The organism is Fusibacter sp. JL298sf-3 (assembly GCF_053842995.1).
In genome coordinates this window covers 3466907-3487273 of record NZ_CM132608.1, presented here as the reverse complement: position 1 = coordinate 3487273, position 20367 = coordinate 3466907, and the positions used below count along the sequence as shown (strand labels likewise).

The 20367-nt window shown below is 38.3% G+C and carries 18 protein-coding genes and 1 pseudogene; 6 read left to right on the top strand and 13 right to left on the bottom strand.

What is annotated here, in order from left to right:
* Nucleotides 1–660 precede the first annotated feature (660 nt).
* Together ACR6HW_RS16600 and ACR6HW_RS16595 are read right to left on the bottom strand one after the other, a co-directional pair.
* A complete protein-coding gene (locus ACR6HW_RS16600) occupies nt 661–1947 on the bottom strand; it encodes an McrC family protein (RefSeq protein WP_455728798.1) in 1287 nt (428 codons plus the stop codon).
* Nucleotides 1934–4081: an AAA family ATPase gene (locus ACR6HW_RS16595; RefSeq protein ID WP_455728797.1), complete on the bottom strand. Its 2148-nt coding sequence runs from the start codon at nt 4079–4081 to the stop codon at nt 1934–1936. The genes ACR6HW_RS16600 and ACR6HW_RS16595 overlap by 14 nt, the downstream gene beginning before the upstream one ends.
* On the opposite strand from ACR6HW_RS16595, the gene ACR6HW_RS16590 reads away from it, so the two are divergent.
* Both ACR6HW_RS16590 and ACR6HW_RS16585 read left to right on the top strand, forming a co-directional pair.
* Nucleotides 4050–5561, top strand: a complete 1512-nt coding sequence (locus ACR6HW_RS16590) for a recombinase family protein (protein WP_455730908.1) — start codon at nt 4050–4052, stop codon at nt 5559–5561. The genes ACR6HW_RS16595 and ACR6HW_RS16590 overlap by 32 nt on opposite strands.
* Nucleotides 5539–7125, top strand: a complete 1587-nt coding sequence (locus ACR6HW_RS16585) for a recombinase family protein (protein ID WP_455728796.1) — start codon at nt 5539–5541, stop codon at nt 7123–7125. Before ACR6HW_RS16590 ends, ACR6HW_RS16585 begins: the two co-directional genes overlap by 23 nt.
* Before the next feature lie 356 nt (nt 7126–7481).
* Here ACR6HW_RS16585 and ACR6HW_RS16580 read toward each other — a convergent pair whose 3' ends face one another.
* Both ACR6HW_RS16580 and ACR6HW_RS16575 read right to left on the bottom strand, forming a co-directional pair.
* Entirely contained in the window at nt 7482–9608 is a 2127-nt protein-coding gene (locus tag ACR6HW_RS16580; RefSeq protein WP_455730907.1) for a heavy metal translocating P-type ATPase, read from the bottom strand.
* A 232-nt stretch (nt 9609–9840) separates the two neighbouring features.
* Complete coding sequence (locus ACR6HW_RS16575) at nt 9841–10068, bottom strand: hypothetical protein (protein ID WP_455728795.1); 228 nt, start codon at nt 10066–10068, stop codon at nt 9841–9843.
* A gap of 216 nt (nt 10069–10284) precedes the next feature.
* Between ACR6HW_RS16575 and ACR6HW_RS16570 the strand changes: the two genes are divergently transcribed.
* Nucleotides 10285–11415 carry an IS4 family transposase gene (locus ACR6HW_RS16570; RefSeq protein WP_455727853.1) on the top strand — a complete coding sequence of 377 codons (1131 nt, stop codon included), beginning with the start codon at nt 10285–10287 and terminating at the stop codon, nt 11413–11415.
* Between the two features lie 145 nt (nt 11416–11560).
* On the opposite strand, the gene ACR6HW_RS16565 is transcribed toward ACR6HW_RS16570, so the two are convergent.
* The 5 genes and pseudogenes from ACR6HW_RS16565 to ACR6HW_RS16545 all read right to left on the bottom strand — a co-directional run bounded on the left by ACR6HW_RS16565 (nt 11561) and on the right by ACR6HW_RS16545 (nt 15002).
* On the bottom strand, nt 11561–11971 hold the full coding sequence (locus ACR6HW_RS16565; protein ID WP_455728794.1) for a hypothetical protein: 411 nt from the start codon (nt 11969–11971) through the stop codon (nt 11561–11563).
* Between the two features lie 111 nt (nt 11972–12082).
* A pseudogene (locus ACR6HW_RS16560) lies at nt 12083–12667 on the bottom strand (type I restriction-modification system subunit M N-terminal domain-containing protein); the annotation flags it as partial.
* A gap of 27 nt (nt 12668–12694) precedes the next feature.
* Complete coding sequence (locus tag ACR6HW_RS16555) at nt 12695–12931, bottom strand: hypothetical protein (RefSeq protein WP_455728793.1); 237 nt, start codon at nt 12929–12931, stop codon at nt 12695–12697.
* A gap of 231 nt (nt 12932–13162) precedes the next feature.
* Nucleotides 13163–14482: an IS1380 family transposase gene (locus tag ACR6HW_RS16550; protein WP_455728668.1), complete on the bottom strand. Its 1320-nt coding sequence runs from the start codon at nt 14480–14482 to the stop codon at nt 13163–13165.
* Nucleotides 14483–14639: 157 nt separating this feature from the next.
* On the bottom strand, nt 14640–15002 hold the full coding sequence (locus ACR6HW_RS16545) for a hypothetical protein (protein WP_455728792.1): 363 nt from the start codon (nt 15000–15002) through the stop codon (nt 14640–14642).
* A 180-nt stretch (nt 15003–15182) separates the two neighbouring features.
* On the opposite strand from ACR6HW_RS16545, the gene ACR6HW_RS16540 reads away from it, so the two are divergent.
* A complete protein-coding gene (locus ACR6HW_RS16540; RefSeq protein ID WP_455728791.1) occupies nt 15183–15479 on the top strand; it encodes a transposase in 297 nt (98 codons plus the stop codon).
* A complete protein-coding gene (locus ACR6HW_RS16535) occupies nt 15446–16351 on the top strand; it encodes an IS3 family transposase (protein WP_455730906.1) in 906 nt (301 codons plus the stop codon). The genes ACR6HW_RS16540 and ACR6HW_RS16535 overlap by 34 nt, the downstream gene beginning before the upstream one ends.
* A gap of 31 nt (nt 16352–16382) precedes the next feature.
* Here ACR6HW_RS16535 and ACR6HW_RS16530 read toward each other — a convergent pair whose 3' ends face one another.
* Entirely contained in the window at nt 16383–16934 is a 552-nt protein-coding gene (locus ACR6HW_RS16530) for a YdaS family helix-turn-helix protein (protein ID WP_455728790.1), read from the bottom strand.
* 226 nt (nt 16935–17160) lie between these two features.
* Here ACR6HW_RS16530 and ACR6HW_RS16525 point away from each other — a divergent pair, with 226 nt between their 5' ends.
* A complete protein-coding gene (locus ACR6HW_RS16525; protein WP_455730852.1) occupies nt 17161–18576 on the top strand; it encodes an ISNCY family transposase in 1416 nt (471 codons plus the stop codon).
* A gap of 144 nt (nt 18577–18720) precedes the next feature.
* Here the strand turns inward: ACR6HW_RS16525 and ACR6HW_RS16520 are convergent, their stop codons facing one another.
* Genes ACR6HW_RS16520 through ACR6HW_RS16510 form a run of 3 tightly spaced genes read right to left on the bottom strand, consistent with a single transcriptional unit; the run spans nt 18721 to nt 20363 of the window.
* Nucleotides 18721–19197, bottom strand: coding sequence for a helix-turn-helix domain-containing protein (locus ACR6HW_RS16520; protein ID WP_455728789.1), 477 nt, complete (start codon nt 19195–19197; stop codon nt 18721–18723).
* Entirely contained in the window at nt 19190–20221 is a 1032-nt protein-coding gene (locus ACR6HW_RS16515; protein ID WP_455728788.1) for a hypothetical protein, read from the bottom strand. Before ACR6HW_RS16515 ends, ACR6HW_RS16520 begins: the two co-directional genes overlap by 8 nt.
* A complete protein-coding gene (locus tag ACR6HW_RS16510; protein WP_455728787.1) occupies nt 20196–20363 on the bottom strand; it encodes a hypothetical protein in 168 nt (55 codons plus the stop codon). The genes ACR6HW_RS16515 and ACR6HW_RS16510 overlap by 26 nt, the downstream gene beginning before the upstream one ends.
* Nucleotides 20364–20367: the final 4 nt, after the last annotated feature.

Here is a 20367-nt window from a genome sequence, read left to right as displayed (position 1 = left end):
AATAAAGGTATTGGGAGTTAATAAGCAGACACTAGTTATATGAGCATTTATTCAAGTGTTTTTTATACTATTTGAAATATCTCAAAACCATCTATTACGACATTAATACCATAAAAGGGTGATTTCTATACAAACCTATTTTAAAAACACAAATATTGTAGGTTCTATAATAGTTTGAAATAAAATTTCAAACTATTAAAAAACTATAGTGGTAGCTGTTTCAAAACAACTACCACTACATTAGATTATATAAAATTCTTATCATCCCAGAGGATTATTTCTCCCTCTTTCTGAGCCATCAATTTTTCCACCTTTATAATGTCATCACTCTTTTTACCCTATGTCATCTATAAAGCACCCCAAAAATAGGGGTCAAAAAACGGTGTTTTTTCGCTCATTTTTTGCTTCAAAATCACTCTTGAACCACTATATGTTGTGGTCAACTTCTACTTTTCGCCCCCTGAACCACAATAAGTCATCAGAATTATACTCTCAACGTGGCCCGATAGGCTCATCTTGATGTCTTGAGTAATTTTTCACATTTATCCGTACGTGGAAACTTTTCTATCTTGTTTTTTTCACTTTGCCCGCTTGCGGAAACATGTCCATTCAAATATAGTTATTCTTGCTGTTTGAGGAAACGTGTCAACCTTTCAGGTATTACGATACATTAACAATATCGTCAACCAACTTAGAAATACTGCCTTCTACATTTCTAAGATCAATAAACGATACACTAACCTTAACATTATCATCCGAAGCAAAGCTTATATTCGTTCTATTGATTAAATTAGAATTCGGATACACTAATACAATCCCTTCAGCCTCATATTTCTTGCTATAAGCATACATTTGATACATATCTGATTGAGAAATGCCCTTATTACGCGCGCTGTCTGTTAAGAGTTTCCATTTGGTATCTAAAACAATTGTCCTCCCATCAAATTCAAGCACAATGTCAGGCCGGAGTGCGAATGCTCGACTAGGACTATCAAATAGACTATATCGATTATCTTGAGTACGTATATTAATTCCAGTGCTCAAATGCTTACGAAACCTTGCAGCAATAAAACTTTCAAATACCTTCTCCATAGGAAATAAAAGTGCTAGGGCAACTTCACTCCCTGCAAAAGCTGTAAAGCTGTTTCCTCGCAAGAAAACTCTACACCATGACAAGACTTTCTGATAATGGCTAACACTGCGGTCTGCAAAGCACCTTGATAAATCCCCTTCATAGTTTGTAGAGAATCCTACTTTATCAAAATATGTTAATAATCGAGAAGCTAGTTGTCGGTTTCGGACATCACTAGTTGCTTTTAGTAGAAAGCTTATTGTAGATTTTATTAATCGGTTCTCTGGCCTATTAATATTGAAGTCATCATAGCGGACAAAAAAACGTTCTTTATTTACGAGATTGTGTTTTAAATTCTGAGAAGCTAGCAGTTTCCCTTTATAAAACTTCTCATTTGACTCAATCGGAGTATATGCTGCTTTCAGCCCTTGCTTGGTGAGTATCGTAACCTCATCAAGAAACATCTTTATAAAAATTTCTAGTAGACTCAAGCGTTCCGTGTGCAGACTTGAAACATTGAAATCTTTAAAATTCACATCATTTAAGGTCTTTAGCATCTCAAGAAAGATTTGTTTTGTCTCGCTTACTGTAATCTCTCCATCAGCTATTTTAGGAAGTATTTCGATGACCGTTCCGTCAGACATTGTTATTAGTCCAACATAATTGCGTGCGGTTATGACCTTACCTATATTTCTGCGAACAGATAATGATAACAGTTCTACAGCCTCTGTTGCCGTATCATTAGTATTTGCAAGAATAAACGCTTCAAGTGCATCAAATGTTTTTTCTGGTAGCGTCTGATAACCCTGGACTTTTATCTCACGTGTAAAACCACTGTACTCAGTTATTGTAAAGATCTTATTACAAGAACGCATAAGCATCTATCCTCATAAAAGCCTCACTATTAATTTCATAGTAATCAGGGAAATTAACATCTGCATCTCCGAACAACTTCAAAGCATCAGTCTTCTTTATGATGAATCGGGTACTGTCATCTGGTTTTTGATTATCGCCTAGCACAAGCTGAATTTTTTCGTAATCATCATAGAAGTATTCTTGTAATAGGGGCACTATTTTGTTTTCAAAAATTTCCGCAAGAATTTCTATCGTCGGTTCATTTTTTAAAGGAAGCAGATAAGAATGTCCAATTGTGTGCTCCCTATCAAGTAGTACTGTAATTCGTTTGTTTAAGGTATCGAGCATTGACGCAATATCTATTCCATCAACAAGAACATCATTTAGTATAGTAGAGTCTGGCTGCATCTCTCTGAAACTGAAGCGTCTTCGCAACGCAGTGTCAATCATCGCGATAGAACGATCTGCACTGTTCATTGTCCCTATTATGTAGACATTATCTGGTACTCCAAAGCTTTGACCAGAATAGGGCAAGATGGCCCGAAGCTGCTCTTTTGCATTTATCCGTTTTGATGGCTCAATAAGAGTTATCAACTCTCCGAATATCTTCGAAATATTTCCTCGGTTAATCTCATCGATTATAAAAACGCGATTCGGGATCTTTACATTCTGGTTGAACAATGTTGGTTTTAACCTTCTTAGTATTTGCAATGCATCAGAAACTGTTACTGATAACTTGTAAACTGTTGAAAGTGTCATGGTCTTCCCTGCATTAAGATCAACAATATCTTCATTGATATCTTTAACAAGCCACTTAACCTTTCGTAGCCTTTTGTAATGTTGATATTCATCGTGCCATTCCGGTTCACCCGTAACCACACCAATAGCATCTATTGTCTTACTCGAATAACAAGACATTATAATATCACCAATTTGCATTCTATTATAAAAGGCGTTTAGAACAGTACTGCCACCATCTTTACTATAATCAGTCGCATCTGTAATAGATTCACCATAGTTATCCCAACCAATACGAATGTGACCGTTCGCTAAGCACTCCGTTCGAGTAGGATTATCACCAGTGCCCTCTAATGAAACCTTCCATACAGTTGGACTCTTACCAATTCCTAAATCTACATTTTTCCCGCTTCCAATGGGTGTACCTGCCTTATCACAAAAAGATTTAAAAACTCCATCATGTACTTCATATTCGATCTCCGGAGTCGATTCAGTGTTTTCCTCTGAAAAAACTACTGGACGTATCCCTTCAATAAATTCTTCGTAGCTAAAAGATTGATGAAATGTGGTAAAGGCAATTAATCCGTCATCTTTGTATTTTAAGTAGCGGCTAAACACCGCAGCATAGTCCTCATTTCTAATCTCAGATATTAATTTCTCTTCTACGATGGCAACAGCATGTTGAATGGAACTATACGTTTTCCCAGTTCCAGGCGTTCCATATAGAATTAAATTTTTAGCTGCGTTGTTATGGATCGTTTTTCCATGGTCTGTACTTTGTTTATCAGGCGGTTCCGGACCAGGATCAGGTTGAGGATTAGTGCTTCGTTCATCCCAAGCAGTATGCGATACTTCTTGAAAAGAAACTCCAGGAGATTGCAAGTCAATTTCTCTTCTCAAATCAGATAGGAACTTTACATATTCATCTCCGCTACAAACGAATCCGGGCACAGTGATACCATATTGTGATGCTACATAAGACTTCGAATTTTTATCAAGAGGCATAAAAAGATTGGGTCTAATCCAAAATAGACCTGTTGTGATATAAGCTAGACCATTGCCACTAACTGCAATGGCTTTTTCAAAAGCGGCTTTAAATTCTGGTGAAAACTGATTAGTTTCAGCAGATTTCATCGCATGATTAAATAAATCCCATATTTCATCAACACCGGCAAAGAAGGACTTCCTATTATCAAGAATAGGTATTCCCTTAAACTCAGTTGGTGCTGGAACCATAACGTCAAATGTTTTTGCAAGAACCTTAGCTAATACCGTTCGGTTAACATCAGTCGTACCTCGATTCATCACTCCCATCACAGAAAAAGGATCAATTTGATACTGTCTAGGTTCCCACCAATCTTCTCTCTCAAAATGAAGATATTTCATCAACGGCTGTTCTGATGCAACCTTCTTCATTAAATCGAAAAGCTCTCCTCGCTTATCGTTATATTCAAGTAGTCTATTTGCTAGAAATACGGTAGACCTACTGGAAACAGTACGCCACCTTCGAGACATCGGAGTTGAGGTAAGGTTCGAGAAAGAAAACATCAATTCAATGAGTGGTGACGGCGAGCTCATGCTCTCCATCCTCGCTTCCTTTGCCCAGGAAGAAAGCCGCTCTACAAGTGAAAATGTAAAATGGGGCATTCGAAGGAATTTCCAGAAAGGAAAGCCTAATTCATTTAGTATTTATGGCTACCGCTGGAACGGAGAGCAGTTTGTTGTTGAGCCAGAGGAAGCCAAGATTGTAAAGCTGATTTATGATAATTTCATCAAAGGAATGTCCGCCGAACAAACAGAGGTGCAGCTTGAAGAAATGGGTGTCAAATCATATACCGGTGGACGTTTTTCAAACACCTCAATTCGGGCGATCCTTAAGAATGAAAAGTATACCGGTAACATGCTTTTACAAAAGGGTTTTATTGAGGACCATATCACACACAAGTTAAAGCCCAACAACGGAGAACTCCCTCAGTACTGGGTAGAAGATTCTCACGAAGCCATCATTGACTTAGAAACTTATGAAAAGGTACAAGCTGAAATCGCAAGGCGAAGAAAGTTGGGTGTTTTCGCAAATCCATCAATCAACACCACCTGCTTTACAAGCAAGATAAAGTGTGGAAACTGCGGTGTCAGCTATAGGCGCAGCGGCAAAAGACAAAGCAAGCATTCAAGTGATGCTTATTACATTTGGACTTGCCAGACTAAAGACCGCAAAGGCGTGTCAGAGTGCAGCGCCAAAAACATCCCAGAGAAGATACTCCAAGGTGTCTGTGCCCAGGTGCTCGGCTTAGAAGAATTTGATGAGGACGTGTTCCTGGATCAAGTTGAAAAAGTTGTGGTGAATGGAAAAGATGAACTCATCTTTCATTTTCAGAGTGGTAGCATTATTCATCAACATTGGAAATCCACGGCCAGGAAGGATTGGTGGACACCGGAAGCTCGCGCTGCAAAATCAGCCTACAGCAAGAAGAACCCAAGAAGCTCTGGAAACATCACTTGCTTCACCGGAAAAATCAACTGCAGTAAGTGCGGGCAAAACCTACGCAGAAACACAAGCCCCCGAGTAAGTGGTCAGAAAGCCCACCATTGGCGCTGTCCCCCTCACACAGATTGCGGCCACAGCGGATTGGAAGAGAATCTGCTAAAAACTATATCTAGCGATGTCCTTTCCATTAAAGAGTTTGATGAAGGTATCTTTAAAGAAAAAGTTGATAGCATCACTGTTGTTTCCAACACAGAACTTCTCTTTCAGCTGAAGGATGGCAGTAAGATCACAAAACAATGGCAGTTTAAACGCAGACAACCTGCCTGGTCAGAGGAAAGAAAGAAAAGGCAAGCTGAGAAAATGAAAGCGGCATGGAGGAAAAAGCATGAGCAGAACAAAGACAACTAAAAACGTTAAAACCATACCTGCTACACTCAGGCAGTTTTCTTCCACGCCAATTAATGAGCAAAGAAAACGCCGCACAGCTGGCTACGCTCGCGTATCCACCGACAGCGAAGAACAGTTCACAAGCTATGAGGCGCAGGTCGATTATTACACCAATTTTATTAAAAGTCGAGAAGATTGGGAGTTCGTGAAGGTTTATACCGATGAAGGGATATCCGGTACCAACACTAAAAAGCGTGAAGGCTTTAGGCGCATGATCCAGGACGCCTTAAGCGGAAAGATTGACCTTATCGTTACCAAGTCAGTCAGCCGATTTGCAAGAAACACAGTAGACAGCCTCACCACCGTTCGACAATTGAAAGAGAAAGGAATCGAGATCTATTTTGAGAAGGAAAATATCTGGACCTTAGATTCCAAAGGCGAACTTCTAATCACCATCATGTCATCCCTTGCACAGGAAGAAAGCCGCAGCATTTCAGAGAACGTCACATGGGGACAGCGCAAGAGATTTGCAGACGGGAAGGTTACGGTTCCCTTTGGGCACTTCCTCGGTTACGATCGAGGTGAAGATGGTAACCTTGTCTTGAACCCTAAGGAAGCAGTTATAATCCAGAGGATCTTCAGCATGTTCCTACAGGGCATGACGCCTTACGGTATTGCCAAGCAGCTTACAGCAGACGGCATTTTATCACCCGCGAAGAAAGATAAATGGAACGCAGGCACCATCAAACGCATCCTCACAAATGAAAAATATAAAGGAGATGCACTTTTGCAGAAAAGTTACACCGTGGATTTCCTTACAAAAAAGAAGAAAGCCAACGAGGGTGAAATTCCTCAATACTATGTTGAGAATAACCATGAAGCGATTATTGAGCCAGCGGTCTTCGACCTGGTCCAGAACGAGTTAGAAAAGAGAACCCCTGCAAACAATCGTCATAGCGGTGTTCATATATTCTCTGGTAAGATAAAATGCGGCTCGTGTGGAAGCTGGTACGGTTCAAAGGTATGGCATTCAAATAGCAAATACCGACGTACAGTCTGGCAATGCAACCACAAGTTCAAAGGACAGGAAAAATGCGCCACTCCCCACCTCGATGAAGATACTATAAAAGAACTCTTCGTGAAGGCTGCTAATAAGCTCCTGGAAGATAAGGATGAAATCATAGCAAACTTCGAATCCATGAAGGATGTTCTTTATGACACTGGTCTCTTAGAAACCAAACAGACCGAGCTTCAAAATGAAATGGAGATTGTCACTGAGCTGATACAACAATGCATTACTGAAAACGCCAACGTTGCCTTAGATCAAGGAGAGTACCAACGAAGATATGATGGCTTGGTACAGAGGTTTGACACCACCAAAGAAGATTTAGAAAAAGTATCCGGACAGATTAAGGAAAAAGTGACTAGACGCCAAACTTTAGCTGCTTTTCTCAATGAACTTAAGAAACAAGATGAATTGCTCACAGATTTTGATCCACTCCTCTGGCACAGTTTAGTGGATTGTGTGACAGTCCTAGATAAAGAAAATGTTCAAATTACCTTTAAAAACGGAATCACTATTTAATACCGAAGTTCTGTGGCGACTGATCTAAGCGTCTAGCCAGTTCGGAGACACTGATATTCATTTGTTCACATAGCCGTCGTATCATGTCCGAGGTTTTCATAATAGTCCCTCCATGCCTCAATAGAAATATTGTAAACCATTTGGTTTCAAATAACAATTGAATGTTTACAAATTGAAAACCCGCAACTCAATAAAAAGAGCTGCGGGTAAAATTGTGTTAAGAATTACTATCCGATATTGTCCTTGAAATCAGGTCCAGATTAAAATGATGGAGTCCTGTTTTTTCTCGGAAATCCGTGGGTGTACGTATATCCTTGTACAGCACACCAGCCAGTATTTTTTTTTCCTGCTTCGTTTTATTTCGGGTCTAATCTCAAAAGCATTGCATTGATCGCAACAATAACGGTTGATAAGGACATGAGGACGGCGCCGAAGGCCGGACCCAAGGTAATGCCGATAGGAGCAAGGAGGCCAGCAGCAATTGGAATCGCGATAAAATTGTAGCCTGCTCCCCATACCAAGTTTTGTTTCATTTTACGTGTCGTCTTGTTTGCTAACTCGATAAAGGATTCAATATCCCCTGGATCAGACTGAGTAAGGATAATATCCGCAGAATCCAAAGCTACTTGCGTTCCAGCTCCGATTGCAATACCTACGTCTGCCAAGGCAAGGGAAGGTGCGTCATTGACCCCGTCTCCCACCATGATAACCGTCTTGTTTTGGTTTTTCATGGACTCGACCAGCTTGTACTTATCTTCCGGAGATTGATTGGCTTGGTATTGAATACCTAGAACTTCTGCAACTCCTTGTGCAGCTTCCTCGTTATCACCAGTAGCCATGAGTGGTTCAATTCCGTATTTTTTCAGCACCTCGATCAAGTTTCTGCTGGTTTCTTTCAGTTCATCTCCCAATGCGACAGCGCCGATTGCTTCATTATTTTCTACAAGGATACTTAAAGTAGCGCCTTTCGGAATATCCATACGCAATGCTTTTCCGTATGCCTTTTGGCTGATTAATTGATAGTGGTGGCCGTTCGCCTCCCCTTCTATTCCTGCTCCCGAAACGATTTCAATGGAGTCAAAGGAAACTGACTTAATGCCTTTCGCTTCAGCGTGGTTCACAATCGATTGGGCAATCGGGTGACTGGAGCCCGCCTCTATACCCGCCAACAAGCCTGTAATTTCTTCTTCAGAATATTTATCACTCAAAACAGTGACGTCCAACACTTTAAATTCACCAGTTGTTAAAGTACCTGTTTTATCCAATACCATAACATCCGCTTTGGTAGTTAATTCCAAAGCTTCTCTATTTTTAACCAGTAATCCTCGGCTTGCACCCAAACTAGTACTACGTGATACTACCAAGGGAATAGCAAGACCCAAAGCATGTGGGCAGGCAATAACTAACGTAGTCACAGTAAAGATAACGGCTGTAGGTAAATCTGCAATGATCATCCAGGCTACTAGAGCGATTAAAGCTACTACAACGGCAATGTAGAACAACCAGCTAGCTACTTTGTGAGCCACATTCTCTGCTCGAGATGGTTGGCTTTGTGCTTGGCTAATTAATGTTTGTACTTGTGAGATAAAGGACTTATCCCCTGTTTCTGTTACTTCTACATATAGGACACCACTACCATTTGTTGATCCACCAATGACTTGATCTTTAACATTCTTTTCGATTGGCTTAGATTCACCTGTTAAGAGGGCCTCGTTTACACGGGATTCTCCGCGAATAATGATACCATCAGCTGGAACATTTTCTCCTGCTTGAACACGGATAACATCTCCAACCTGAAGTTCAGACACAGGACGAGTTTCAATCGAATCATCTTCTAAAACAACATGAGCGTCTTTTGGCAATAATTCTGCTAGAGCTTTTTGCGCATCCCCTGCTTCACCCAATGCCTTCATTTCAATCCAGTGTCCTAATAACATGATTAAAAGTAACGTTGCAAACTCAAAGAAGAAGTCCATGACATGTTCTCCGGTCACATATCGAGCGGCCACTGCGTAAACACTATAGGCATAAGAAACCGTTATTCCCAAAGTAATCAAGGACATCATGCCTGGAGCTTTTGAATTAAACTCATCTTTCGCACCCATGTAGAATGGTTTTCCGCCATAAATGTATAGAATTGTTGCCAATACAGCTGCTACAACGTCTGCATAAGGAAAGATGATTTGGAAAGGCCATTGAATATCCATCAAAGGAGTAATGAGCAAGATTGCAATTCCTAATGGGAGTGACTTCAAGAAAATCTCCTTAAAGCTACCGTGATGGTGGTGGGCATGCCCTCCCATTGCGCCATGATCCATTTCACTGTGATCCATCGCACTATGATCCATCTTTCCTTGATCCATATTGCTGTGATTCATCTTGCCGTGATCCATATTGCTGTGATCCATCTTACTGTGGTCCATCTTGCTGTGATCCATATTGCTGTGATCCATCTTACTGTGATCCATCTTACTGTGGTCCATATTTCCATCTTTAAGATTGTTATCTTTTTTATTCATTATTGGCCTCCTTGTAAAATCATACATTCCGTGAACTTGAAAGACTGTTGAGCGCCTCTATACTTCAATGAGATAATTATAACCTAAATTCCACGTCGTTTTTCAAAGTGCATCTAAATTCGCTATTCCATATGTCTTACGAGGAATTCAAGTAGTTACTTATGCATTTTAACATTTTTCAGCTCCTTTATATTAATTATAATATAGGTTGTATAAATTGAATCAGTGTAGCTGTTGCAGCAGCAAATTCTACAGTGCCTTTTATAGTCTGAAGTCCTTTAATTGCTGTTTTGATAAAGCCCTTTCTTGGATTTGCTGACTTCGATTCTTCTTTAATTACTTCTAAACTACTAACGAGAGTTTCCTCATCTTCTATCGAAAGTCCTTTTGCATTTTCTTTAATATCTTCTATAAGCCCATTCAATTTTTCAACATCAATTGTATTGACAGTATTTGTTGCATTAATAGTAGAATTGCACTAGCGTTGCATAAAACTTAATCAATAGCAAAAGAACAATAAATAACAATAATGTCTATTAAGGGGTTTAAAATCAATAAAAAAGTCCTTATACTAGATTCATGGAGCACACATAGATGGTCTCGCACAAATCTAATACAAGGAACACAACATCTATATTATATGAAATTTAAGACCATTGGTAAAGTACTTGAACCCCTAAATTCAAAAAAAGTTAAAAATATCATCAAAACGAATAACTGTGATGCTTATGCCAAGAAGTTAACGACTCAAAACCTAATCAAACTCTTTGTCACCGCAAACCTGAAAGAACATGATGGCCTCAGAGCCATCTCAACGGATCTGCTGTTTGATGACAATTATCAGAGGTATCTTAAACTAGATTCTATAAGCCCTTCCCAGCTCTATAGACGACTGTCAGCTCTCGATACATCTGTGCTCCAGAACATCTTCACGCATCTGGTGTCACAGCTTCACGGGCAGTTTGAGAGCGCCCAGTTGAATGAAGATACATTGGCACTGAATATTGTTGATGCCAGCGTTATCACAAAAGCATTAACGGGCATGGCGTGGGCGAAGTACCAAAAAACAAAAGCGGGTGTCAAATTACATCTCGGCCTTCGCTATTATGGTGAAAACGCACTTTATCCAAGTAAAGCCACTGTCACTGGCGCAAAAGAACATGATGTGAGTGAAATGCTCAGCGTGACGGATTTTACACCAGGCGTCATCAATGTTTATGACAGAGGCTATGTGGATTACGATCGCCTAGATCAAATCCACGAAGCTGGTGGTTGTTTTGTCGTTCGCATGAAGAGCAACTCTGTGACATGGGCGAATACGCGCTATGATAATCCAAAGGGCGTTCTTTACGCCTCAAAAGGCCCTGTGGGTTCAGGCAGCAAAAAGACTAGGCATGAATACCACTATATTCAGCAAGCAGATGATGACGGAACTATTTATCACTTTTTGACAAACGTCCCTGACCTTGAAACCGACACAGGGCTCTGTTTTGAAGACGTCTGTAATCTCTATAAACTCAGGTGGAAAATTGAACTCTTTTTCAAATGGCTTAAACAGCATTCTAAAGTCAAGCATTTCTTTGCGACTGATGAAGTCGGCGCGGTAAACCAAATTTACCTTTCGCTCATTCTCTACTGTCTACTCGCTCTGTTTAAGCAAAACCTGAGAACAGACGCACCACTAAACAAGATCAGGGTTGCTATAAGAGCAAGTCTTTACAGTACTTTTGAAAGTTTCAAACGAAAGATTATGAGGCTCAATCCTTTTTAGATTAATCTATCCATATGTGGCTCCCATCACTGTGCAACGAGACTGTCTGCTTAGAGTCAGCTTTTTTTCATTAGTAGAATCGACAGGGTTACATTTTTATCCTTATAAAGCGTAATATGGATTTGCTCTAGATTTGTAGTTGAGTTTATGCAACGCTAGTGGTAGAATTGTCATTTGCTATATTAACCTGCCCATTTTCAATTGCTATAGAATATGTAACTTTTTCATCAATTCCCATCTCGATCCCTATTTTAGTTAAGTATCTTTCTATATGGCGTATTAAGACCATTACCACCCGGTCATTAAAACCCTTGACTTTATCTTGAAAACTTCTTGAAGATGAATATCCCATTGCCATGGCTAATTCGACTACTTCTTCTGTTAAGTAGTTATCACTAATCAATCCACAACTTGGACAATATATTTCTAACACTCTATCGTCTTCAATATCGTCGGGAGTTGATTTAAAAAAAGTTCCGCAATGGGAACATTTCAAAAGAATGTATCCATAGTCATCAGTCGGTATTGAGATCTTTATAGTAAATTCATTATCCATATATTCCTCCCCCACCTTAACTAAACTACTGCGTACCCTTTTTGAGTTTGCATACCCCTATGCATAGCAACAATGAGGTTCATTAAATTGTATCAATCTCTGTATGATTCTCTCATAAATTCTACCTTTATAAGGTTCAATCATTTCTACTAATGTTTTAACAACACTGGTTGGCGTATAGAATTCTCCACCACCTTTACCTTCGGCATCAGCAAATTGACCAAGGAAGTATTCGTACACTCTTCCGAGTAAATCTTTTTCACCATTTTGATGAAGCTTAATTGTTGAAATAAGGTCAATCAATTCGCCTAATCTTCTTTTATCAATTTCAGGCCGAGCATAACGCTTATCAAGAACGCCTCTTAATGTAGGGTTTTCCTTTTCTATCAAAATCATCGCATCATCAATATACTGACCTATTTTCACATCTTTTGCATTATCCATGATAAAGTTCCATCTTGCTTCTTTTGGAACCCAGAAAATATTTTCTGCTTCATATTCATCTCTGTCCTCTTCAAAACCTTCTCCTTCAGATAGCAATGATTCATATTTTGTTTCAAATTTGTCTGAAATGTATTTTAAGAATATAAGTCCAAGTACAACATGCTTATATTCACTTGCATCCATACTACCTCTCAGTTTATCTGCCGCTTTCCATAGAGTTTCTTCAAATCCGATGTTTCCTGTTGTAGCCATTTTAATTGCCTCCCTATTAATTTAATATTATTTCTTGTTTATTGCTCTGATCGCCATAAACTCTTCAAAAAACATTAATGGCTTTCTAAGTTTTCTCTTAATTTTGAAATACAGTCCTGGTGAAATTAGTTTTTCAAGCGATTCAGATAATTGATTTTCCAATTTCTTTGCATCTGAGAATAGCTTTCTTAAACCTTCTATTTCAAATCCATCTATTGATTGGATTACTTCCATATTCCTGAATCCATTACTTTGATCATACATCAGTTTTAAATAATCACTGGCAAGTTTAGCTGATAACTCAACACTTTTTGCATTAAGCCTGAATTATTCATGAACCCATGATATCACCAAAAATCGAGCGGATTTAAGTTTTTGCGCTTCATAATGCTTATCATAGAAGACGTCTTCCTGTTTATCACCTAAAAATGGGCAGACTTATCCTGTGGACAATACTTTTCTCGATTTTCAGATTTCAAAGTTCATCAGTTACGTTTATTCCAACTGTGGAAGTCGACGGATGTTCTCAAGAATTTCATAGAACTCATTCTTGTATGGACAACTGCTACACAGTTTGAAATGAATATATCTTGCTGCTTTAACAACCTTTGATGCGATTTTGAGCAGCTTCAATCGAATAGTATCTATCAACATTTTCTTCATGTTTTCAGGTAATACCAATCGTTTAAAGTAATTAAATAGGTTGTATGCTAGGACATGGAGCAGTAGATGATTTGCATTAACGACTTTGTCCTTACTTGGTGTTGATGCAAAGTTGAAGCCACTTTTACCTTCTTTGATAAAGTTTTCCATGGTGCCTCGATTTCGATAGAACTTAATGAGTTCTTCAGGACTGAGATCCATGTTGGTCACAATAAAGGCATACTGATTGGTTAGCTGATTGTACGGTTTCTCGACCTTGACGATAACCCGTCTAGGATAGTCCCATTTACCGGCTTGGTACAAGAACTCATCATAACGGACCACATAATCAATCATGTTATCCTTTGTAGCTTCGGTTATTTCATCATCCAAATGTTTTGCGTGAGCATACAGTATTTTGTTTGCTTTCAAGCGTATGGCATAGGATACACCATTGCTTTCACACTGTTTGTACAAGTCTGGTGTTGCAAAACCACTGTCTCCACGGAGGAACAGATGGACATCAGGATACTTTGTAAAGTATTCATCAAGTAAGGGCTGCATGAACTCGCAGACGCCTGTAGAACTATAGGCGGTACCATCTCTAAGCTCTGCTTTGAGAAGATCTCCAGTGAGTCCGTCATAGCAGAGTAAGGGGTGATATCCATGAGCTTGATAGTGGTAATTAAAGCCTTCGCCTTCCTGCTTGCCGTACGTGTTAAGTAGGGTTGAATCAAGATCAAGCAGAACTTGTTCTGGCATTTTAGTCCTGTAGGCCGATGACCTCATATGACGGATGATATCTTCAAACTGTTTGACTGTATCCCCATCCATACGGTTCCAGAACCTCGACAGTGTGGGTTGTGAGGCAAGAGCCTGTTTACCCAGAATACTTTTAAAGACAGGTTCATTGGTCAGTTCGTCTGCATCATTGTCATTAAAGTATCCAGCAAGGATTTGATAAATTAGCTGGGATAGATTTTGATGGTCTTTGTGTTTACGGAAGCTATCATTTTTGTCCGTTACAAACTGGCTGATGTGTTTATTGAAGCCAAACTTATGGGCGAATTCTTTTATGAGAAGCAGCCCCGAATCGGAGGATAAATCGCCTCCATTGAAATTTATTTTGATTTTACTATTGCTTTCGAGCTGAAGTGAACTTACACTAGACATGAAGAGTTTCTCCTTTGTTTTGGTGTTTGTGTGGTAACTACATTTTAACAAAGTTGGAGCTCTTCTTCTATTTATTTAGGTTTCACTTGATAAGTGAAAAGCAAAAGTAATCTAAAATACAGTAACTATGCGGTTTTGGGGAGTATTTCGTGAACCGTCATGAATAATTCAGGTTAATATATTTGCGAACAAATTTGCGGTTATCTCTTAAGCTTTCATTCACTCTAAATAACATATGACTCACTCTTTGAATATCTGCTTTGTAAACCACAAAATCTTGCTGTGAAAATGACAAATTAATTTCTAATTTTTCAATTGATTTGCTTAATTCTATTACTTTCTCCAATTCATTTTTCAAGATTTCATATTGAAGATTAAACTTCGATTGTTTTTTCATAGCACCATTATTAATTATTGCAGTAAAGATTGCTCCCAAAATAACACTCAGTAATACAAGCAAACTTTCTTTTGTAAATGGGTATGAAAGAAACAGTTGCTCGACTTCTTGTATTACATCCATAACATCATCCCTTTCAATTTAATAATTATGATCATCAAAAACTTCAAATATTTCTGATTCAAATTCTTCTTGTGATTCATCACTGTTGATACTTTGATGCTAGTATAAAATTAGGACAAGTAAAGTTGAGTCTTATTAGAGTACAAGATATAATAAACCCAATTCAAAAGGAGAAGACTCATGGGAACAAAAAATCAAAAGCAATTTTCGAAAGAATTTAAACAAGATGCTGTCAATTATTACTATTCATCTGGAAAAACAGGCGAAGAAGTAGCAAAAGAACTCAAAATCGGAAAATCAACCCTCAGTTCATGGATAAGGAATGCCAAAAATCACGAAGGTGTTGTTGAACATAGAGGTTCGGGCAATTTTTCGTCAGATGCTGAAAAAGAAAATGCACGCCTGCGCAAAGAACTTCGAGATGCAAAGGATGCAATCGAAATATTAAAAAAAGCAATGAGCATATTGAACGATTAACAGAAACGCTTTACCCAATCATCAAAGAAAAATCTAAGAAACGCACTTTTTCTGTTAACAATGTGCTCAAATATCTTGGCGTTTCAACATCTGGATACTATAGTTTTAAAAGTCGAAAAGCCTCTCGCGCGAAACTACGCAAAAGAACTGTATCCACAAAGATCAAAGAAATATATAATGCTTCTTATCAGATATACGGTGCGCCTAAGATTACAAAATTACTCAATGAGCAAGGCATAAAAATCGCTGAAAAAACAGTTGGGAATTACATGCGCAATGAAGGTATTAAGGCCATATGGGTTCGTCCATACACCCAAACCACCATTGATCCTGATTTTGACGACAAGCTTAAAAATATACTGGATAGACGATTTAGTCCTGCAGTACCGAATGCCGTCTGGACAACCGATATCACCTATGTTTATACTTTGAATGGCTTTGTTTATTTAACGTCTGTAATGGACCTTTATTCTCGAAAAATCATCGGGTGGCATGTTTCCGATAGACTAACAACAGAGGGTGTCATATCTGCAATTGAAAACGCTAAAGCCTCTAGAAAATCAAAGAGACCAACGATTATTCATAGTGACAGAGGGTGCCAATTTGTATCCAAAGATTATAAGAAAGCAACACCGACTAAAGAATATATCCGAAGTTATTCACAAAAAGGTACGCCTTGGGACAATGCACCAATTGAGTCTTTCCACGCACTCATAAAGCGCGAATGGCTTAACCGATATGTCATTAAAGATCTTCATCATGCACACAAACTGATATTCCATTATATTGAAACATTTTATAATACCACCAGAATACATTCGCATTGTGGTATGATATCGCCTCACGACTATGAACTTGAATTCGTCAGTTAATAATCAAAAAAATTGGTTGAAGATTCTACGTTTAAGTTGTCCTTTTTCTTGACAGAAGACCACTTCCAGGTAACACTTCAAGATAATGAGATAATGTTTCTATCGACTTATGAAGAATGGATTCATGCTGCGATTTTTCCATAAGTTCAACCATTAGCTTGAATGTATCCATATATGGATTGTTATCCACAATATCCATCGCTTCTTTAAATCTTGTCACCAATTTTGCTTTTTCTATATCTCTTTCAATGGTGTTGATTTCCTCTTTATCATAGATTGGAATGTCAACAACGTCATTGATTTCACCAGATTTATATCTTTTCTCGTGCTTAGTAATAACTGGTTTTAGATCGTTCTTAAGCTTTTCCTTCTGTATTTCAAGCTTCTCAATTTCATCAAGCTCTTTTGAAAAAACCTCTCGATCTATTCCAAATAGTTCTTCCAATACCGGGAGATACTTTTTAGGTATATTTTGTCTACGCTTGACCCACATATTAATATTCTGCTTCTTGATTCCTAAATGTTCCGCCAACTCTACATGTTGCATATTATATAAACCAAGAATGAATTCTAATCCTATCAAGTATTCACCTCCCGTTTTAGTTTTATTGACTTAGTCAATATTAATTGTAATACTTTTTATTGTCTTAGTCAATAAGAATCTCCAATTTCTTGAAATTAATATGATTCACATGTGATAATGTCTTAAGTAATCAAACGTGATTTTGTCCCAAAAGATATAATGCTATAATAATACCTCAATGAATGAAAGCATCGAGGTAAATTAAATGACAAAGGTAGAATTACGTATGAATGAAAATCTAAAATATGAAATCATTAAAAAGCTCGTCGATACGAATGGCAATAAAAAAACAGCTTCACTTAAGCTAGGCTGTAGTATTAGAACGGTTAATCGATTAATCCAGGGCTATCGGTCAGAAGGGAAAGACTTCTTTGTCCATGGAAACCGTGGAAAGAAACCCGTTCACGCCCTGTCTAGCGAAACTAAAACGTTGATTTTAGGACTTTACAGGACCAAGTATCCCGATGCGAATTTCGCTCATTTTACTGAAATCCTAGCAGAGCAAGAACACCTTTTTCTTTCTCCAACTACTGTAAAAAATATCCTTATGGAACAAGATGTTTTATCTCCCAAGGCTCACAGGTCAACAAAGAGAGCCCTTCGTAAAAAATTAGAAGCCCAAAAGAAAAAGGCTACTTCTAAAAGGGACATGGCGATTATTCAGCACAAGATCGTTGAACTCGATGAAAGCCACCCTAGAAGACCTAGATCCGCCTACTTTGGAGAAATGCTTCAGATGGACGCTTCGGTTCACATCTGGTTTGGTGGCGTCAAAACCCACTTACACGCTGCTATAGACGATGCCACAGGGCGAATCGTGGGGGCTTACTTCGACCACCAAGAAACACTTAAAGGCTATTACAATGTCTTTCATCAAATTTTAACAACCTATGGTATCCCACACATGTTTTACACAGACAGAAGGACTGTTTTTGAATACAAACAAAAAAAGGCCCCTTCACTTGAAAAGGATACCTTCACTCAGTTTTCTTACGCTTGCCATCAACTAGGGGTAGATATAAAAGTAACAAGCGTTCCACAGGCCAAAGGACGCGTAGAACGCTTATTCCAAACACTACAATCACGACTGCCGATCGACTTAAGAAACGCAGGCGTATCAAGCGTAGAGCATGCCAACGAATTTCTGAACTCCTACATAAAGAAATTCAATGACAAGTTTGCTCTGCCTTTTGATAATAACAAATCTGTGTTTGAAACGCAACCGTCTGATGAAAAAATCAATCTAACGCTTGCGGTAATTGCTGAGCGCAAAATTGATACAGGCCATTGCATTAAATTTGAAAATCAATATTTTAAACTCATGGACGACAGAGGCCTCCCTATTTATTACCACAAAGGCACTCCGGCTGTCATTATTAAGGCTTTTAACGGCTGTTTGATGGCCTCTGTAAACGAGAACGTTTATGAACTCGAACTTATCCCTTCTCATCTAAGGAAATCTAAGAACTTTGATTTTCAGGACGAGTTCGAGGCTCTGCCTAAAAAACGCAATATCCCTTCTATGATACATCCATGGCGGAAGAGCGCCATCAAGAAATTTATCAAAACACACTATGCTCAACACAATTATACTTTTGAGGACATCATTAACACTCAAGAAAACTTTTTCTCCGCTAATTAACAAAGCACCAGCTTTTTACTGGTGCTCATGTTTCATTTATTTTGGGACATTTTCAAAAGTGATTGACATAAGAATCTCCAATTTCTTGAAATTAAATCTTAAAATCTTTTTTTATCAGTAACACTAATAATTAGAGTGAACAGTTTAAGGTATGCCTTCCTGACAGGGGGACCGTGACACACAACTGTTGTATAGGTCATTAAAGTTGATTGCTTCAATATCCATCTCAGGTGAAACTTGCTCTCTTACAATATCACCTTTCATTTCTTCTTTATCAATCGATTCATTGTCATCGGCTGAATTCTCAAATTTTTTCTCTACTTCTAACGCTTCTTCGTCTTGTTCTACTTCGATTACTTGCAGATAATATAGATTCGAACGTTGACCTCCTTGCTCGTGAAAACGACTTTCACGAGCAAGAAATCCTACTTCTTCAAGATCATTCAGAGCTCTTTGTACCGTTCTGCTACTGATATTACATTCTCTAGCGATTGTTTTGACTCCTGGAAAGCAAGTTCCTTCACTGTCGGCACGATTGATTAGGTAAAAAGCAACCAGCGTTGCTCTTTGGGTTAATTCCAAGGAATAAACACATTCTATTAAAAAACTTTTATTACTCATGCTTGACCTCCCGATTCTTAATAAATGGTTTTATTACCGATGACCATATAGACTCATTTATCTCACCATCAAAATAATTCGGTGTATAGTTTGAAAAATGAATGTTATCATACCTCTTTAAATGCTTATGCTGATCTGTCTCTGACACAAATGAAAATACTGTACTTGTTGGTATTGAATCTAATAATTCTCTATATTCTGCGGTATCTGAAAGTTCATAGGGTTTACCTGTTGCACATAGGATAACTGCATCACAGTTATTTCTGGCAGCACTGATTATTCGATTATCAATCACCCCCATGTCATAAATAATAAAATCAAATTCATCATGACATTCCGAATGAAGCGTCAGGTACTTCACGCCGTTGTATAGGATAATGTCTTCCTTTGCTGTCATCCCCTCATAAAATGCTGGTAGCGTACTTAAATGATCATGCTCATTTGCTTCTACATAACATACTTTTGCGCCTATGCCTGCAAGATAATTTGCCAAATTTAAGACCATGGTTGTTGTACCAACCCGATGTTGTAATCCTGTAAAAGCTATCTTGATTTCCTTTTTAATAAAATCATTTGACTCTAATGCTTTATTCGACTTTGTATTATCAGGTGCAAGCTTTGACAAGATTTCTCTTTTGCTGATGCCTAAATCACTAATGGATTTAAGAAATTCTAGTTTTAGAGCTACGACATCATTTGCCGTGACAATATTAAATATACCGTTCTCAATGAGTTCAAAAACCAAATCACGGTGTGTATCAATATCTTCAATATAAAATATCATCCTAGATGTGAACATCTTCTTGTAGGCACTGACAGCATCCATTATTTCACTTCCTGAATCCTTTATTGCATTGAGATCAACTACGATATATTGGAAGTGATTCAGGCTTCTAAGGTCTCCAACGATAAATTGTTTCAGTGAAAAAGTGCCGGATAGCTTCTTAATGATGATGCCATGCTCATCATTAAGAAAGTCCAGCATATTAATGTGTTCATTACTCGATAGGTACAAAAGCATCATTTGCCCCTCCTGACTGCTCTACTTGGAAGTCTGACGGTATTACGATTTCTACTTCCTTCGGTTCATACGTAAACAGCATAATAATCCCAATAACAACAGCGACTATATAAACTAAAAGTTCTATGACCATTTTCTTTTTCAACAAA

Excerpts from the sequence above, each read along its gene's own strand:
- ACR6HW_RS16525 (WP_455730852.1), top strand. The coding sequence starts at position 17,161 with ATGAATGAAAATCTAAAATATGAAATCATTAAAAAGCTCGTCGATACG.
- ACR6HW_RS16570 (WP_455727853.1), top strand. The coding sequence starts at position 10,285 with ATGAAATTTAAGACCATTGGTAAAGTACTTGAACCCCTAAATTCAAAA.
- ACR6HW_RS16580 (WP_455730907.1), bottom strand. The coding sequence starts at position 9,608 with ATGGACCACAGTAAGATGGATCACAGTAAGATGGATCACAGCAATATG.
- ACR6HW_RS16515 (WP_455728788.1), bottom strand. The coding sequence starts at position 20,221 with ATGATGCTTTTGTACCTATCGAGTAATGAACACATTAATATGCTGGAC.
- ACR6HW_RS16600 (WP_455728798.1), bottom strand. The coding sequence starts at position 1,947 with ATGCGTTCTTGTAATAAGATCTTTACAATAACTGAGTACAGTGGTTTT.
- ACR6HW_RS16545 (WP_455728792.1), bottom strand. The coding sequence starts at position 15,002 with ATGGATGTAATACAAGAAGTCGAGCAACTGTTTCTTTCATACCCATTT.
- ACR6HW_RS16595 (WP_455728797.1), bottom strand. The coding sequence starts at position 4,081 with ATGAAGAAGGTTGCATCAGAACAGCCGTTGATGAAATATCTTCATTTT.
- ACR6HW_RS16565 (WP_455728794.1), bottom strand. The coding sequence starts at position 11,971 with ATGGATAATGAATTTACTATAAAGATCTCAATACCGACTGATGACTAT.
- ACR6HW_RS16555 (WP_455728793.1), bottom strand. The coding sequence starts at position 12,931 with ATGTATGATCAAAGTAATGGATTCAGGAATATGGAAGTAATCCAATCA.
- ACR6HW_RS16540 (WP_455728791.1), top strand. The coding sequence starts at position 15,183 with ATGGGAACAAAAAATCAAAAGCAATTTTCGAAAGAATTTAAACAAGAT.
- ACR6HW_RS16520 (WP_455728789.1), bottom strand. The coding sequence starts at position 19,197 with ATGAGTAATAAAAGTTTTTTAATAGAATGTGTTTATTCCTTGGAATTA.
- ACR6HW_RS16550 (WP_455728668.1), bottom strand. The coding sequence starts at position 14,482 with ATGTCTAGTGTAAGTTCACTTCAGCTCGAAAGCAATAGTAAAATCAAA.
- ACR6HW_RS16585 (WP_455728796.1), top strand. The coding sequence starts at position 5,539 with ATGAGCAGAACAAAGACAACTAAAAACGTTAAAACCATACCTGCTACA.